The organism is Bilifractor sp. HCP3S3_D3, assembly GCF_052063915.1.
In the GTDB taxonomy this organism is placed as follows: Bacteria; Bacillota; Clostridia; order Lachnospirales; family Lachnospiraceae; genus Bilifractor.
This window is the reverse complement of the sequence record NZ_JBQHWP010000027.1, coordinates 13,274-28,516: the sequence shown is the minus strand read 5'-3', so window position 1 is coordinate 28,516 and position 15,243 is coordinate 13,274. Positions and strand designations below refer to the sequence as shown.

Sequence of the window (15,243 nt, the reverse complement as noted above, 5' to 3'; positions counted from 1 at the left end):
CTTCTTATAAGCTATGTCCTCCGATCTGATAGATTATAGAAAGTAATATTCTACCATAATCGGGACATTTTCATTTGTGGTACATCAGGACTTTATCATTTATGGCTTATAGAAATGCAAATGATGCCAAGATTTTCTTGACATTTTATATCAGAGGACGTACAACTGACTTATCATACGAAATAAATAAAAGTTATGAACGAAAGTTTTTGCAAGGGAAAACGAAAGGAGACGACATGGAAATTTTAATTGATACTGCGAATGTTGAGAAGATCCGGAAGTATAACGAGATTCTGAATCTGACGGGGGTGACCTGCAATCCGACGATTATTTCAAAGGAGAAGGGGGATTTCTGGAAGATTCTTGAGGAGATCCGCTCCGTGATCGGCGGGAAACAGCTGCATGTTCAGGTGACGGCGCAGGATTATGAGGGGATGCTGCGGGAGGCGGATGTGATTGCGAACCGGCTTGGCGCGGAGAATACCTATATCAAGGTTCCGGTAAATGAAACGGGACTTCACGTGATCCGCACACTGAAGGAGAAAGGATTCAAGGTGACAGGAACTGCCGTGTACATGACGCAGCAGGCGATGCTGGCATCATCGGTCGGTGCAGACTATGTGGCGCCGTATTTTAACCGGATGAATAACAACAATGTACGGGCAGGCGAGGCAATTGCAGAAATGGCGGATCTGTTCCGGATGCATGGGACGGGCACGAAGATTCTTGCCGCGAGCTTTCACAACACACAGCAGATTATGGATGCCTTTCTGGCGGGAGCGGATGCCTGCACGGCGGATCCGGCTTATTTTTCCGCGATGGTGGAAAATCCTCTTATCGCAGATGCCGTCCGGGGATTCGACGATGACTGGAAGAGTGTCTACGGGGACCGGAGAATCTACGAGCTTTAAGGGCAGGGGGTGCTGTGAATGGCAAAATATCTGCTGGCCCATGATCTCGGTACATCCGGCGACAAGGTAACGCTTTTTGACACGGATGGAAACAGCGTGTGCAGCTCGACGATTGCATATCCGGTGCATTACTTCGGAGAACATTGTGCGGAACAGGATCCTGAGTATTGGTGGCGCGCTGTTGTAGAGGGTACAAGAAAAACAATCTCGGAAATTGATCCGGCGGACGTGCTTGGGATTTCTTTTTCCGCGCAAATGCAGTGTTGTCTTCCTGTAGACCGGGAAGGCAGGCCGCTTCGGCCCGCGATGATCTGGGCAGATCACAGGGCTGTCCGAGAAAAGGAATTTCTGTCCCGGGAAATCGGATTTGAAGATTTCTGCAGGATTACTGGACACAGACCAAATGAGAGCTACACGCTGGAAAAAATCATGTGGCTGAAGAAACATGAACCGGATGTATACCGCAAGACATATAAAGTTCTTCAGGTGAAGGACTATATTATCTTTCGGCTGACCGGCGCATTTGTGACGGATTATTCGGATGCATCCGGAACCAACGCATTGGATCTGAGGCACATGAAGTGGTCGGAGCCGATTTTGGACGCGTCTGGTATAGACGCATGTTTGTTTCCGGAGCTGCACCAGTCAGTAGACATGGCAGGGTATGTTACGAGGAAGGCTTCGGAGCTGACGGGGCTGTGCGAAGGGACGCCGGTCATGTGCGGAGGCGGAGACGGCCCGTGTTCCGCCGTTGGAGCCGGGTGCGTGAAGGACGATGAGCTGTTTGCCACCTTCGGGACATCCGCCTGGATCGGAGGAACTTCGAAACAGATTTTTGAAGATGAAGACCGGATATTGATGTGCTTTGCACATGTGATCCCGGGAAAATACATGCCGTGCGGGACCATGCAGGCGGCGGGGAGCTCCTATTCGTATATCCGCGGTCTTCTGGAAGAGGGAACGCCTTATGAGGAGCTTGACCGCATGATGGAAGCAGCGGGTCCCGGATCGGGCGGACTGATTTTTTTGCCATACCTGATTGGGGAGCGTGCGCCGAGGTGGAATGAAAAATGCAGTGGCGCGTTCCTCGGTATGCGTATGGAACACGGAAAACCGGAGTATTTGAGGGCGGTTATCGAGGGCGTCGCGATGAATCTGAACCTGATTCTCAAGGCATACCGCAGGCAGATGCACATAGAGGATATGATTCTCACGGGCGGAGGGGCCGGAAGTGATACAATCTGTCAGATACTTGCCGACGTCATGCAGGTCCGGCTGAACATTCCGGATCACGTTGATACTGCGACATCCATGGCGGCTGCGATGATTGCCGGAGTCGGAGTCGGGGTGTATCAGGATTTCAGTGAGGTGCGCCGTTTTCTCAGGCGCGACAGAGTCTTTCTGCCGGATCTGCGGAATGCTGCGCACTATCAGTGTTTGGAGAAAATTTTTGACGACAGCTATCATGCGCTGGAGCCGGTGTTCGACGAGCTTGAAGCTCTGCAACGGAATGAACCGGGAGCGGATGAGGAGTGATGCTGAAAAAGAGTCACAGGCGATTCCGGTTTGAGAGGACAGATGATGTCGTGAACGGATCATGCGTGATGGCGGAAGGGGTACAGGATGGGAAAAGTGGAAGAGAGACGCGGGCGGATTCTGAAGCTTTTGAGTGAGAGAGGGCAGATCAGCGTCAGAGAACTGTCCGAGATGGAAAATACGTCAATCGTGACGATCCGGAAGGATCTGAACGATCTGGAGGAGCAGCGCTTTATCCGGAGAGAGCAGGGGTATGCGTCGCTGAATATGGATTCTGCGATGACAGGCCGGATGTCGGTCAACTATGAGGCAAAACGCCGTATCGCCGGAAAAGCGGCATCTCTGGTGCGGGATCACGATACGGTGATGATAGAGTCCGGTTCATCCTGTGTGATGTTGGCTGCGGAGATCGCAAAATCGGGAAAGCATGTGACAATCGTGACGAATTCGGTATTCATGACCGGGTTTGTGCGAAAAGCAGGAAATGTATCGTTTGTCCTGACCGGCGGGGAATATATGTCGGATTCCGAGTGCATGACCGGGACACTTGCTGTTCGCGCAGTGCGGACGTTTCATGCACGGATTTTTTTCTCGGGAACAGACGGGTTCAGTCCGGAGCAGGGGTTCACCGGTGACAGCCTGGCCAAGGCAGAGGTGATACAGGCGATGGCAAAACAGTCAGACCGGACGATTGTACTTGCGGAACAGGCAAAATTCCGTGGGCGCGGCGCTGTGTCCGTTTTTCCGGACGGAAGCCCGGATGCGGTTGTGACGGATGGTAAGCCGGACACGGAAGTGCGGGCGGGCCTTGTGGAGCGGGGAATCCAGGTGATTCTTGTATGAAAAAATTATTACTGCCTGCCCATAAGTCTGCCAGGCAGGCAAAGGTACTGTACATCTTCAGTGCTTCAGTCGTGCATGAACAGCAGATCTGCAGTAAGAATGCCGTACTCAGAATTGCATATTGCTTAATGCGAGAGAGGTGATATATAATTCAGTTTAAGTGTTTTTGTAACTATTCAGCAGATCATAACTTATTCAGTAAACGGCCATACGATACATCGTGCCACAAACTGTATAAGTCTCCGCGTCACTTCGCTGCTTCGCAGCTTCCGTGCCGCTAACAGGCATTCGCATTCCCGCGTTGCTTCGCCCCGCTCCATGCTCATACCTGTTGTCGTCGCTAATGTTCTTGCCCACTGGTGAGCAAGCTCCCCGTGGGCCAAGAACATTGCGACTGGACTTATACAGTACATAATAATTTTTCAGCCCATCATGATTTTAAGCGGAGAAGACCGCTTACGGGTTCTTGGGATTGGGTGCTGTATAGTTACGTTTTTATCAGTAATTGCAAGATAGAAGAAAGAGGCATATCATGGAACATTTGGTTACAGTCAGAGAGATTTATAAGGAACGTGAGAAATACATCGGTCAGAAGATCAAGGTCGGCGGATGGGTCCGCAATATCCGGGATTCCAAGACCTTCGGATTTATCGTACTGCACGACGGAACCTTCTTCGAGACCCTGCAGATTGTATACGCGGACAAGCTGGATAATTTCAAGGAAATCTCCTCACTGAATATCGGCGCGGCGATCATTGTCGAGGGTACGCTGGTGGCGACACCAAATGCGAAGCAGCCGTTTGAGATTCAGGCGGAGAGCGTCGTGCTTGAGGGAGCTTCGACGCCGGATTACCCGCTTCAGCCGAAGCGGCACACGATGGATTATCTGCGGACAATTTCACACCTTCGTCCCCGCGCAAATATTTTCCAGGCTACTTTCCGTGTGCGTTCCCTGATTGCCTATGCGATTCACAAGTTCTTCCAGGAAAATGACTTCGTGTATGTGCATACACCTCTGATTACTTCCAGTGATGCGGAGGGAGCCGGAGAGATGTTCCAGGTCACTACGCTGGATCTGGCGAACGTTCCGAAAAATGAGGACGGAACGGTTGATTACTCCCAGGATTTCTTCAACAAGCCAACCAACCTCACGGTAAGCGGCCAGCTCTACGGCGAGACCTTTGCGCAGGCATTCCGCAAGATCTACACCTTCGGTCCGACCTTCCGCGCAGAGAATTCCAACACCACCCGTCATGCCGCGGAGTTCTGGATGATTGAGCCGGAGATCGCCTTTGCGGATCTGGAGGACGACATGGAATATGCGGAGGCTATGCTGAAGTATGTCATCCGCTATGTCCTTGAGAACGCACCGGAGGAGATGGAGTTTTTCAACAAGTTCGTGGACAAGGGACTGCTTGACCGCCTGAATCATGTCGTGAATTCCGACTTTGGCCGGGTAACGTACACCGAGGCCATCGACATTCTGGAGAAGCACAACGATGAATTTGATTACAAGGTGAGCTGGGGATGCGACCTTCAGACCGAGCATGAGAGATATCTGACTGAGAAGGTCTTCAAGAAACCGATCTTTGTCACAAATTATCCGAAGGACATCAAGGCCTTCTACATGAAGTTGAATCCGGATGGGAAGACGGTTGCTGCCATGGACTGCCTGGTACCGGGAATCGGAGAGATCATCGGCGGAAGCCAGAGAGAGGAAGATTACGACAAGCTGAAGGCACGCATGGAAGAGCTGAAGATGGACATGAGTCAGTACGATTTCTATCTGGATCTGCGGAAATACGGCACGACCCGTCATTCCGGATTTGGTCTCGGATTTGAGCGATGCGTGATGTATCTGACAGGAATGGGCAACATCCGCGACGTGCTTCCGTTCCCGAGAACAGTCAACCACTGCGATCTGTAAGCCCGATATGACAGTCTGATGCCGCGGCCTGAGAGCCGGAGTTATTCAGGCACCATAGCCTGTAAGGCCGAGAGGACATTGAGGGGTCACGGTGTGAAGGACGGATAGAACATTCAGCCACTTCGATCTGCAAACCGGCGGACCTGACTGAGGATACGTCCAGAGGTGAATCATTGCACGAATTATGGAAGAGAAAAAGAAGCAGGCATCAGTAACGGAAGAAAAAGAGGGAAGGAACCCTTCGCCGCCGGAAGGCACAGCGGAAAATCCGGGGAATTCCGGCGGCAAAGCAGAGAACCACGGGAATTCCGGCGGCAAGGCAGAGAACCCCGGGAATTCCGGCGATGCAGCGGGAAATCCGAAAAATCCCGGCGGCAAAGCGGAGAATCCCGGGAATTCCGGCGATGCAGCGGAAAATCCGGGAAATCCCGGCAGAAATGCGGAGAGTGGCGAGGAGAAGAAGCCGTCGAAGAGAAGAATGCGCGACAACTTCCGCCCCGAATACACCAGGATCTCGTTCTATGTTGTGATTACGGTGATGATCATCTATTTCCTGATCCGGATGTTTGATCATGTCGGAAATATAGCGGGAGCAATCGGTTCAGGCTTCCGGTGGCTGGGTGTGATTATCCGCCCGCTGGTTCTGGGGCTCGTATTCGCGTATCTGCTGTATCCTATGGTCAACTTTTTTGAACGTCATATTGACGCACTCAGAGACCGGTTTTCCAGCTGGAGATCCGCAGGTGGGACAAACGTAAAACCGGAAAACCCAGGAATAGCGGAGAAAGCAGAGCACTCAGGCCCGGCAGAGCAGACAGATAAGACAGGATATCTCGGAAAGACCCGATCGGGGCGAAAACGGAAGTCTTCAAGGGGACTGGCTGTTGCGATCACCTGCGTGATCGTCGCGGTGATTCTGTTCGTCATTCTCTCGCTCATTGTATCGACTATCACGAGCCAGCTGAGCGTGATCAGTCTGAGCAGTTTTGACACGATTATCAACGGATTTATTGATACGCTGAACGAACTTGCGCGCAATATCGAATCGGTGTTGCACCGGCTGAATATCTCATCGGATCAGATCAACAGCTTCATCAATCAGGCGGGAGACAGCCTGTCGGAATCCATCGAGAAGATTGCGTCAAATCTGATCGTCGGGATCAAGAACCTTCCGTCCTTTTTCTCGATGCTTCTGTTCGCGATTATTTTCGGAATCTACTTCATGGTCGACGGAGAAGGCCTGAAGAAGTACTGGGGTCATGTGTTCCGTACCATCGCGGGGAAGAAAGGAAGAAAATACCTGGAAGAGTTTGCGTCAGAGGCAGACCGGGTATTCTCCGGATACATCCGCGGGCAGCTGATGGACGCCCTATTCATGTCTGTGGCGGTGAGTATCACTCTCTCGGTTATCGGCGTGAAATATTCGATCATTATCGGCGTACTCACGGGCATCGGCAACCTGATTCCGTACGTCGGACCCTTTGTGGCCTATGGTTCCACGGCTGTGGTGTGTCTGCTGAACTGGAATATGAAACGGTTCGTTGTTGCGATGGCTGTGCTGTTTATTCTGCAGACGATTGACGGCAATGTCGTGAATCCGAAGCTTCTGGGGAACAGCATCCGGATCCATCCGGTTCTGGTCATCGTGTCACTGCTGATTGGAGGAAAAATCGGAGGCCTTCTGGGAATGATCATTGCGGTTCCCTGCGGCGGTCTGCTCAAGGTGTATTTCGAAAAACTGATCGCTTATCTGGCAAACCGCAAGAGGACGGCCGCCATGAAGCAGGAGGAGCAGAAAAACGCGGAGAAGAGTCATTAGAGATTAGCAGAGGCAAGCAGAGGAATTCTTATCTTCCGGAATATGTGCCGGGAGTCATGCCCTTGTATTTGCGGAAAATCTTGATGAAATAGCTCACATCTCCAAAACCGCAGGCGTACGCCACATCGGTCACAGTGCTGTCCGTCGTAGACAGCTCGTAGCAGGCGTGCTCAATGCGCTGATAATTCAGATAATCCATCGGTGTCCGATGGGTCATGCTGCTGAAGAAGCGGCAGAAATACTTCGGGGACATCGATGCGGCGGCAGCCAGCTCATCCAGTGTGATGGGCTGGCTGTAATTTTTGTCGATGTAATCCAGCACCTTGCGGAGCTGAAGTACCTTCCGGTAGCCTTTCCGGGTCTGGGGCACCGATTCGAGATAGAGGTGATGACGGAAGACGAGCGAAAAGAAATGATAGAGTTCGCCGATCACCATCATCTCATATCCGGGATAGCGTTTCTTCATGGCCTCGAAGATGTGATCGGTGACCGGAATGACGGAGGAGAACTTTTCTCTCTCAAAATGATCGAAGACAAGAGCGGACCGGTCGAGGATCTTCTGGATATAGCTCCCGCTGCTGGAGTTGTGTCTGGTAAACACATTCAGATCAAATACCAGGCATTCATAGACACAGTTTTCGGGCATGCCGGAATGGAGAACGCCTCCGTGAACGAAGACCAGGTCTCCGGGTTTTACGGATGTTGTGCGCTCATCCAGTGTCATCTCCAGTTTTCCGGACAGAACCCGGATCAGCTCATATTCTTGATGCCAGTGGTAGTTCATGACATACCGGGGGTGACGGCTGTCGAGATGATAGAAGGCAAAGGGAAAATCGGAGGTGCCGTGGCGGCGCTTCTCATTCAGATCCATAAACTGCATGAAAGGTTCCTTTCTGAGCCGCCGGCAGAATCCGTGCGGCTTCTGTAAGTGAAGTTTTATCAGACAAAATAAATAAAAAACAGACGCAACATTTGTAATTATCATACAAAAAATATAAAAATGTGAATATATTACCATACGAAACGATTATAACACTATCTTTTGACCGGGAAAAGTGCTACAATTGTGCCATGAGTTGGGCGGAACGCCTGTTTTTTTCAGGATTATCAGCGAAACGTTACGCTGACAATCTGTGTATCAAATATCATATGGGAGGTAAGCAAATATGGCAGACGAGAGAAAACTGATCGGCGGACATCCGGTCATTGGAATTCGTCCGGTAATTGACGGACGCAAGGGCCCTCTGGACGTCAGAGGATCTCTGGAAGAGCAGACAATGGGAATGGCCGAGAGAGCGAAGAAGCTCTATGAGGACAACCTGAGATACGCAGACGGAACACCGGTCAAGGTTGTTATTTCCAATACTACGATCGGACGTGTGCGCGAGAGTGCGCTCTGCGCGGAGCAGTTCAAGAAAGAGGGCGTTGACATTACCCTTACCGTTACACCGTGCTGGTGCTACGGATCTGAGACAATGGATATGGATCCCACCACAATCAAGGGCGTGTGGGGACTGAATGCGACAGAGAGACCGGGCGCTGTATATCTGGCATCCGTTCTTGCGACACATGCGCAGAAGGGAATCCCGGCATTCGGAATGTACGGCCGCGACGTACAGGAAGCGGACGATGATACAATTCCGGATGACGTAACGGAGATGCTTCTTCGTTTCGGACGCGCAGCGGTTGCTGCGGCATCTCTTCGCGGAATGAGCTATCTGCAGATCGGCTCCGTTACGATGGGTATCGGCGGATCCATCATGGATCAGGATTTCCTGGAGTCTTATCTTGGCATGCGCGTAGAGTCTGTAGATGAGGTAGAAGTTCTTCGCCGTATGGAAGAGGGAATCTATGACAAGGCAGAGTTCGAGAGAGCTCTGAAGTGGACGAAGGAGAACTGTAAGGAAGCATGGGACAAGAACCCGGAGTGGATCCAGAAGTCCCGTGAGGTTAAGGACGAGCAGTGGGAGTTCACGGTCAAGATGTATATCATCATCAAGGACCTGATGCGCGGCAACGCAAAGCTGGCGGACGAGAAGGTCACCGCAGGCGGACAGAAGTTCGAAGAGGAAGCACTCGGACACAACGCCATTGTCGGCGGATTCCAGGGACAGAGACAGTGGACCGATCACTGGCCGAACTGTGATTATCCGGAAGCATTCCTTTCCACTTCCTTCGACTATGACGGCGCACGTGAGCCCTATGTTCTCGCTACCGAGAATGACTGCCTGAACGGACTGTGCATGCTGTTTGAGAAGCAGCTTACCGGCCGCGCGGCAATGTTCTCTGATGTGCGTACCTATTGGAGCGGCGAATCTGTAAAGAGAGTGACCGGCTATGACATTGAGGGTCACGCAAAGGATGCCGATGGTTTCCTGCACCTGATCAACTCCGGCGCATCTGCACTTGATTTCTCCGGCGTCTGCAAGGATGCGGACGGCAACCCGACAATCAAGCCGTGGTGGGAGCTGACCGAGGACGATCAGAAGGCAATGTGTGAGGCTACCGAGTGGCCGCCGGCTGACAACGGATACTTCCGTGGAGGCGGATATTCCTCCAGATTCCTTACAAAGACAGAGATGCCGGTAACCATGGTTCGTCTGAACCTGGTAAAGGGCCTCGGACCGTTCCTGCAGATCGCAGAAGGATGGACCGTAGCACTTCCGGATGAGGTTACTGATACCCTCTGGAAGAGAACCGACTACACATGGCCCTGCACATGGTTCACACCGCGTGTTGACCACATTCCGGGAAGCGCATTCTGCACCGCATACGATGTCATGCGCAACTGGGGCGCAAACCACGGCGCTACCGTATTCGGCCATGTAGGAGCAGATCTGATCACTTTCGCCTCCATGCTTCGTATTCCGGTTGCCATGCACAACATTCCGGATGAGAAGATCTATCGTCCGGCTGCATGGAACGCATTCGGCACAAAGGACAAAGAGGCGGCTGACTACAGAGCATGCGCTGCATTCGGACCTCTGTACAAGAAATATAAATAATACAGATACCACAAATACTACAAATATCGGCGGTACGAAGACAATCCTGTGATCGGAGAGCAACGATCACAGGAGGTCTTCGGCAAATGCCGGATCAATGATGACAGCATATATTTTCTGCAGGAGACTTACTTAGATGGACATCATTTGGAACCCTGCAGAAAATATTGCTATATCCCCGTCGGCAGACGCTTCGGTCTGTGTGCGGGGATAATTTTGTATAAGCGGCTGCTCTTAATCGTGATAAAGCTCTGCGTCATCTCTTCGTATCCCGGCTAACAGCGATTTTGAGACCGTTTCGTCCGTGCGGTATATTCACATCTTTTTAACGGCTCATTTTTTCAATACTTCCCTTTTTTCAATATTTCCCTTAAGAACTTTTCCGTGTAATTCCCTATACCGGTCAAATCGGAAGAGCCTTTAGCGAACTGCTGCATAAACATATTATTTTTGCAGCAGTTCTTTTTTCTTTGCTTCAATCAGTTCTTCAAGCTGCTCGATTTCATGGATATCTTCTGAATCAGACGCAAACTGTCTCACAAGTTGCATAGTATTCCCGTCTCCTGCGGATTGACAGCTATCGGTCGTTATAGAGTCTTTTCATGTAGAAGTTATCAGTTTGAAAGCTGTTAAATCGGTGGAATTGACTGGATCATCATAATGAGATGGGGACGCAATATATAAATCAGCAGAGTGGGTAATAAAGCTAAAATTGATTCCAAAAGATGAATTTATTCCTTAGAGAACGTCAAAAAATCTTCTATAATCCAATTACAACAAAGACATAGCCTGGGGGTGCACACCTGAAGCCGATGCAGACAGGTCCTTGGTTAATGAAAGAAAAGGAGATTAAGGGAATGACAAAAACAAAAAAAGATCCCAGTGAAAAGCTGGGATTTGGAAATCTGCTGGCATGGAACAGCCGCATGATTTCTACTTCAATAATGGTACTCTTGATGGGATTCTTAATGGCTTATTGTACTGATACTTTGGGAATTACCCCTGCATATGTCAGTATTATCCTTGTAGCAAGTAAACTTCTGGATGGAGTGACAGATGCATGTGCAGGCTTTATTGTAGACAGGACAAAGACAAAATGGGGAAAAGCCCGTCCGTATGAGCTATTCATTATCCTTCTGTGGGTGGCTACCTGGCTGATGTTTTCCTGCCCGACGGGACTGAGCGAGATCATGAAGTGTGTGTGGATATTTATTATGTATTCGCTTGTTAATGCAGTTGCGTATACATTTTTGAATGCAAGTAACACAGTGTATCTTGTACGTGCGTTTAAGGGCACTCAGATTGTAAAAGTGACATCTTACAGTGGTGTGATCACTATGCTGGCTTCTGTAATCTTCAATATTGCATTCCCTATCCTGATGTCTACATATGCACGTTCCGCATCAGGATGGAGCCTATTAGTTGGTACATTTGCAATCGCAATGACAGCGATTGGTATCCTCAGATTTATTTTTGTAAAAGAAAAAAATGATGTTGATGCGGAGAAGAAAGAAGAATCCCTGAAAATATCTGATGCCCTTGCAGTAATAAAGGGAAACAAATATATCCTGATCATTGCCTTTATGGGACTTCTGTTTAACTTTGTAACTAATATGGGAACAATTGTTTACTACTATACATGGATTGTCGGAGATGTAGGTCTGATGAGTATTGCAAGTGCCGTACAGATTATAGCGATTCCGCTGGCGTTTGTCTTCCCTCCTCTTCTGAAGAAAATATCAGTGGTCAGGCTCATGTTTATCGGCTTTATCATCTCGGCAGTAGGATATTTCATTAATTTTTTTGCAGGGGCAAACATACCGCTTCTTGCAATAGCGGCTGTATTTACCGGCGCAGGAACTATTCCGAGCAGTATGCTGATCTCTCTTGCTGTCCTGGAATGTGCAGAATATAATGAGTGGAAAGGTCTGCACCGAATGGAAGGAACTATGTCCAGTTTGGTTAATCTTGCGAAGAAAGTAGGTGCTGCAGCCGGAAGCGGCGGATTAGGTGTGCTGCTTACTATTGTAGGATATAATGGAACGTTAAAAGTGCAGTCAGATGCTGCTTTAATGGGAATCCGTATGCTCTTTAGTATTGTTCCGATGGTTCTTTATATATTGGTAGCAATATCGCTGACAGGATATTTTAAACTGGACAAGAAGATGACTGAGATCCGTCAGGAAAATGAGAAAAAACGTGAAGCTGCCAAAGAAGTCGTAGCAGAGGCACAGGAACAGTAAGAATAAATGTTAAAGAAATGATAAGCGAGATGACTCTGGAAGAAAAGGCATCTCTCTGTTCAGGTACAGTATCCTTTCGGATACGGACTTTCGTATACGGAGTTTGATTATGATAATATCTGTCTGGATAAAGAGCGTATGAAAGATACGGACACATTAAAGGTGTCCTGCCGGATCACAAATACCGGTTCCTGACGGAAATAAACAAAGAAAGCTGTTAAACGATAAAAAAGTCGTCTATACTTCTTAATTAGAAGATAGACGGCTTTTTGTTTGATAAGACCGAGTGGGACGCCATGCCCGCATGAGCGGATATTTGCAGGGCATAGGACAGCGAACGGATTTGTCGTGATATGCTCTATGTATCAGAAAATGAGCTGAACAGTACGGATGAGAAGGAGAGAAGTATGTGGAAAGATGATGTAGCCAGAAGAGTTGCCATATTGATGGAGTATTTCTATGTGGGATGCGGGGTAGGTATCTGGGGGTTGGGACCGGAAGGAGAAGTGTTCTATACGTCCAGCCAGAACGCAAAAGAACTCGAACTCATTCTGAGGAGCGGGGATTGTCTCCGCTTTGCCCTTGAGGATGCAGCGGAGCTGAAAGTACCGTTTGTAATGGGCGATCCTTTGGGAATGCTGTGGGTTGGCGAGTATGCGGATATTACGAAAAACATGAATAAAATGCTCGTGCTGATGGGGCCTGTGTTTCCGTCCGCGGCATCGGAAAATGGACTTGAGCAAAGCCTGCATGACCTCGGCGTCTCTCTTGAAATAAGGAAGAAGTCCATCCGGATCATGCAGGATATCCCGATCCTGCCAATGCCTGTACTGAATCAGTATATCAGGATGCTCCACTATGCGATCACTGGCAGTATGCTGGATATGGATACGGTTGTTATCCAATATGCAGAAGAAAGGGAAAAGAAATCAAGGCAGGAGAGAAGTTTTACCGATTATGAGCGTGAAAGGAACCGGGAACAGACCATGCTCCAGTGTATCCGTGAGGGCAACCGGAACTACCATCAGATCCTGAATGATACGGTTCAGATGTCAAGGTACAGTCTGGGGTTAGATATGCCACTTCGAGAAGCAAAAGATACTTTGATCATTTTCACTGCCGTTTGTACGCGCGCCGCTGTGGAAGGCGGGCTCTCCAATCAAAACGGCCGTGAGATGGAGCGTCAGTATCTTCAGGAGATTGAGAAATGTACAAGAGTGACAGATCTTGCGGAACTGAGACGCAGGATTATGGATGAATGTGTGGAGGCTGTCCGGTCTATAAAACAGGAAAGCACAGTGTCCCGCCCCATACTGGCGTGCTGTGATTATGTTAAAGCCCATTTTAATGAACCGATTGATCTGAAAGATATTGCCAGAAGCATTGGATATACGGAATATTATCTTACGAAACGGTTTCAGAAAGAGATGGGGATTAAGCTTCTCGATTATATTAAGAAGGTACGTCTAAACTATGCCAAGGTCTGGCTGATCACGAACGAGAAAAGCATTCAGGAGATCAGTGAGATCCTGCAGTTCAGTACGAGAAATTATTTTACAAAGGTATTCAAAGCGCAGGAGGGGATGACACCGGCAGAATACAGGGAACAGGCGATGAATGCGGGGAATGAAACAGAAATAAGCTAAAAATTCCTCTCTTTTCACTAAAAATTGTCTGTCCATATTTTAGAAGATATCTTATCATACTGCTGCGATCAGAACGAATGGAGGATTTTCTATGGAAAGATATCTTGATACGAATCTAGATGGGCCGAGATGCCGGTGACCGTTGTCATCGACGGAAAGGAAACAGAGCTTGCACCGGGAAAATACACATTCTGGGGCAGGGCAGAGTAAAAGGAGAAAAATTATGTACAAGGCATTTTATCCGGGAAAAACTTGGCTGGATACGGAAGGAAAAAGGATCCATGCCCATGGCGGCTCCGTCATGTATATCGAAGGAACCTATTACTGGTATGGCGAAAATAAAGAGAAAACAACAGGGAAGGATGATATTTGGCATTGGGGAGTCAGGTGTTATTCTTCGAAGGATCTGTATAACTGGGAAGATCAGGGACTGATCATTCCTCCGGAGGAGAATCCGGCGTCTTCCCTGTATCCTTCCTCTATGATGGACAGGCCGCATATCATATATAATAAAATGACAGGGAAATATGTATGCTGGCTTAAGATCATGAACAGGGATGGCACGCAGTCCGAGACAGTACTGACTGCAGATTCGATCCTTGGACCGTATACAAAAGTGCGTGAGGGACTGCGGCCCCTCAATATGAGCGCTGGGGATTTTGATCTGGCAGTCGCTCCAGACGGGAAGGCATATTATTATTTTGAACGGGTGCACAGCGAGACGATATGCGCAGACCTGACAGAGGATTATACAGATGTGACAGGCTATTACAGCACACATTTTCCTCATCCTCATCCGCCCTATGTGAGGGAAGCAACGGCACACTTTTGCAGAAAGGGAAAACATTATCTTGTTACATCGGGGACGACAGGATATCTTCCTAATCCTTCGGAAATCGCAGTGGCGGATACATGGCATGGTCCCTACAGAGTCCTCGGGAATCCCCATCCGGATGATCCATCCATGACTTCATGGCATTCCCAGATCTCATCGGTTTTTAAAGTACAGGGGAAAAAGGATCTGTACATCGCAGTGGCCGACCGCTGGGTGCCCGGACATATGGACTGGAAATACGAAAACTATAAAAAAGTATTTGAGCGGATGTTCGATCCGGATTATGAGGGAGAAGTTCCGGATGTGGATTACGAGCTGGACAGTAACCTCAATACTTCTTTAGCGGATTATGTGTGGCTTCCGTTCCGGTTTGATGGAGAAATGGGATATCTGGACTGGAAGGACACTTGGAGAATTGAAGAGTACGAGTAATTTCGGACAGATAATAAAGCCAAAAATTACCCTGGCAGACAAAAAC

11 protein-coding genes are annotated in these 15,243 nt (G+C 49.1%); 9 read left to right on the top strand and 2 right to left on the bottom strand.

Going from position 1 to position 15,243, the window contains the following annotated elements:
- Window positions 1-236 precede the first annotated feature (236 nt).
- The 3 genes from ACTNDI_RS12820 to ACTNDI_RS12810 all read left to right on the top strand — a co-directional run bounded on the left by ACTNDI_RS12820 (window position 237) and on the right by ACTNDI_RS12810 (window position 3,290).
- Complete coding sequence (locus tag ACTNDI_RS12820; protein ID WP_441101361.1) at window positions 237-911, top strand: fructose-6-phosphate aldolase; 675 nt, start codon at window positions 237-239, stop codon at window positions 909-911.
- 18 nt (window positions 912-929) lie between these two features.
- Window positions 930-2,447, top strand: coding sequence for a xylulokinase (locus ACTNDI_RS12815; RefSeq protein WP_441101360.1), 1,518 nt, complete (start codon window positions 930-932; stop codon window positions 2,445-2,447).
- Between the two features lie 87 nt (window positions 2,448-2,534).
- A complete protein-coding gene (locus ACTNDI_RS12810) occupies window positions 2,535-3,290 on the top strand; it encodes a DeoR/GlpR family DNA-binding transcription regulator (RefSeq protein WP_441101359.1) in 756 nt (251 codons plus the stop codon).
- A 195-nt stretch (window positions 3,291-3,485) separates the two neighbouring features.
- On the opposite strand, the gene ACTNDI_RS12805 is transcribed toward ACTNDI_RS12810, so the two are convergent.
- Window positions 3,486-3,647, bottom strand: coding sequence for a hypothetical protein (locus ACTNDI_RS12805; protein ID WP_441101358.1), 162 nt, complete (start codon window positions 3,645-3,647; stop codon window positions 3,486-3,488).
- Between the two features lie 175 nt (window positions 3,648-3,822).
- On the opposite strand from ACTNDI_RS12805, the gene asnS reads away from it, so the two are divergent.
- A complete protein-coding gene (gene asnS / locus ACTNDI_RS12800; RefSeq protein ID WP_441101357.1) occupies window positions 3,823-5,217 on the top strand; it encodes an asparagine--tRNA ligase in 1,395 nt (464 codons plus the stop codon).
- Between the two features lie 184 nt (window positions 5,218-5,401).
- On the top strand, window positions 5,402-7,036 hold the full coding sequence (locus tag ACTNDI_RS12795) for an AI-2E family transporter (protein ID WP_441101356.1): 1,635 nt from the start codon (window positions 5,402-5,404) through the stop codon (window positions 7,034-7,036).
- A 28-nt stretch (window positions 7,037-7,064) separates the two neighbouring features.
- Here the strand turns inward: ACTNDI_RS12795 and ACTNDI_RS12790 are convergent, their stop codons facing one another.
- Entirely contained in the window at window positions 7,065-7,916 is an 852-nt protein-coding gene (locus tag ACTNDI_RS12790) for an AraC family transcriptional regulator (protein ID WP_441101355.1), read from the bottom strand.
- Window positions 7,917-8,202: 286 nt separating this feature from the next.
- Between ACTNDI_RS12790 and ACTNDI_RS12785 the strand changes: the two genes are divergently transcribed.
- The 4 genes from ACTNDI_RS12785 (at window position 8,203) to ACTNDI_RS12770 (ending at window position 15,197) form a co-directional block, all read left to right on the top strand.
- A complete protein-coding gene (locus tag ACTNDI_RS12785) occupies window positions 8,203-10,041 on the top strand; it encodes an L-fucose isomerase (protein ID WP_441101354.1) in 1,839 nt (612 codons plus the stop codon).
- An 857-nt stretch (window positions 10,042-10,898) separates the two neighbouring features.
- On the top strand, window positions 10,899-12,284 hold the full coding sequence (locus ACTNDI_RS12780) for an MFS transporter (protein ID WP_441101353.1): 1,386 nt from the start codon (window positions 10,899-10,901) through the stop codon (window positions 12,282-12,284).
- A 407-nt stretch (window positions 12,285-12,691) separates the two neighbouring features.
- The gene (locus tag ACTNDI_RS12775; RefSeq protein ID WP_441101352.1) at window positions 12,692-13,930 is read left to right on the top strand and encodes a helix-turn-helix transcriptional regulator; all 1,239 of its coding nucleotides are present in this window, start codon (window positions 12,692-12,694) and stop codon (window positions 13,928-13,930) included.
- A gap of 223 nt (window positions 13,931-14,153) precedes the next feature.
- The gene (locus ACTNDI_RS12770; RefSeq protein ID WP_441101351.1) at window positions 14,154-15,197 is read left to right on the top strand and encodes a family 43 glycosylhydrolase; all 1,044 of its coding nucleotides are present in this window, start codon (window positions 14,154-14,156) and stop codon (window positions 15,195-15,197) included.
- Window positions 15,198-15,243 lie beyond the last annotated feature (46 nt).